The organism is Phocaeicola massiliensis B84634 = Timone 84634 = DSM 17679 = JCM 13223 (assembly GCF_000382445.1).
Taxonomy (GTDB): Bacteria; Bacteroidota; Bacteroidia; order Bacteroidales; family Bacteroidaceae; genus Phocaeicola; species Phocaeicola massiliensis.
On sequence record NZ_KB905486.1, the window covers coordinates 1 to 1,424 of the forward strand.

Consider the following 1,424-nt stretch of genomic DNA (forward strand, 5'->3'; position numbering starts at 1 on the left):
ATGATATATTGTCATTCTGAGTGAAATGGAATACATATTCAAATTGAACTATTATTTCCATTTCAGTACAGAATGACAGATTGGTAAGCCTATTTACTGACTTTTAGGTGTTACCAATTATCAACAGCACCTTGAATACCGTTTCCAAACTCGTTAGTGAAGCATATAGCAGGTGTACCAGAAATAGAGTGACCACCACTTTCACCAATTCGATAGTTACCATTTCCATTATCGGAAATTGATGAACCACCGGGTGCAGAGCAACTGCAACTGCATGCACGACCTGCATAAAGAGCATTCATTTCGCGTTCTTTTAATTCGCTTTCATTCAAGTCATTCAATTTGATTTTCTTTAGCTGTTTCATGGTTGATTTGTTTTTATGTTAATCTTTCAGTTTATAAATAGCCAGAATCGGATTATCATCCGGCCCCAGCGAGTCAATCAGTTCCAAGAGTTGCTGACGCTTTTCGGGGAACTTCACGTTAGTGGATTCGGATACTATCTTCTTAATCTCATCGGCGTTATCCGGGGTGATGAAACGAACAAAATGCCTGTCGTCAATATATCGGAATCCGGATAGAGAAAGGTTATAACCATCAATATCGTTTGTGATACCCACCGGTTTCTTTGCAAATGCTTTTGTGGGTTCTGTGCTGTCTTGTTTCCAAATATCGATTTCTGAGTTGTGCTTATTGTAACGGCAGAACCAGTACTTTTGATGCAAATCGAAACTAAACAGCAAAAAATCTTTTGTCTCGGCAATGCTTCCCAACTGTATGGCATCCGTAAAGAAGTCCCAGTTAACTTTGGTGTGACGGTCACAAATTTCTCTTTTGTATTTTCCTTCCGGTATGTAATAACGCGGATAAATGGAATCTTTTGTAACAGCATATACCGTATCAGTAGCACAAGAAAATACATTGTGTATACCTTTATAGGTCCATACAATTGGAAGATTTACCCACAGGTTTTCAGTAAACTTCCCGGGAAATTGGTGTACGCTTTCCTGTATGACATTGCCATCCCAATCCTGCACATAGACATTGGCATATAAGCCGGTAATATTCGCATTTCCGGGATAATGAATGATATAATCATCAACAAAATTCATAGTCGGATATTGTACATTAGGCTCTAAAGGAATCTTCTTGATAAATTCCCCTGTAATCTTATGTGCAAAAAGTGCATAAGTATAGGTGGACGAGATATAGACTATACTGTCATTTTGTATTCCTACATAGCATGGCGAGAGCAGTTCTCCAGGCCCTTGTCCTACTTTTCCTATTGTCCTGATAAACTTGCCTGTAACACGGTCGAACAGCAAAGCGTGGTCTACCATAAAACTAGTCAGGATAACATATTTATCGGACATTTTTATGTCTGCTATCTCTGCAATAAATCCTTTTTCCGTGGTTTCTAGTTT

At 38.6% G+C, this 1,424-nt stretch carries 2 protein-coding genes; both read right to left on the minus strand.

The annotated features are described in order from the left end of the window. Positions 1–110: 110 nt before the first annotated feature. Positions 111–365 (minus strand): TIGR04149 family rSAM-modified RiPP, encoded by a 255-nt coding sequence (locus HMPREF1534_RS00010; RefSeq protein WP_005948061.1) that lies wholly within the window; start codon positions 363–365, stop codon positions 111–113. An 18-nt stretch (positions 366–383) separates the two neighbouring features. Next, positions 384–1,424 (minus strand): 6-bladed beta-propeller (locus tag HMPREF1534_RS00005; RefSeq protein ID WP_005948635.1); only part of this gene is annotated, 1,041 nt, incomplete at its 5' end.

What these genes read in the sequence shown, in the direction of transcription:
- HMPREF1534_RS00010 (WP_005948061.1), bottom strand. Translation starts at nt 365, where the DNA reads ATGAAACAGCTAAAGAAAATCAAATTGAATGACTTGAATGAAAGCGAA.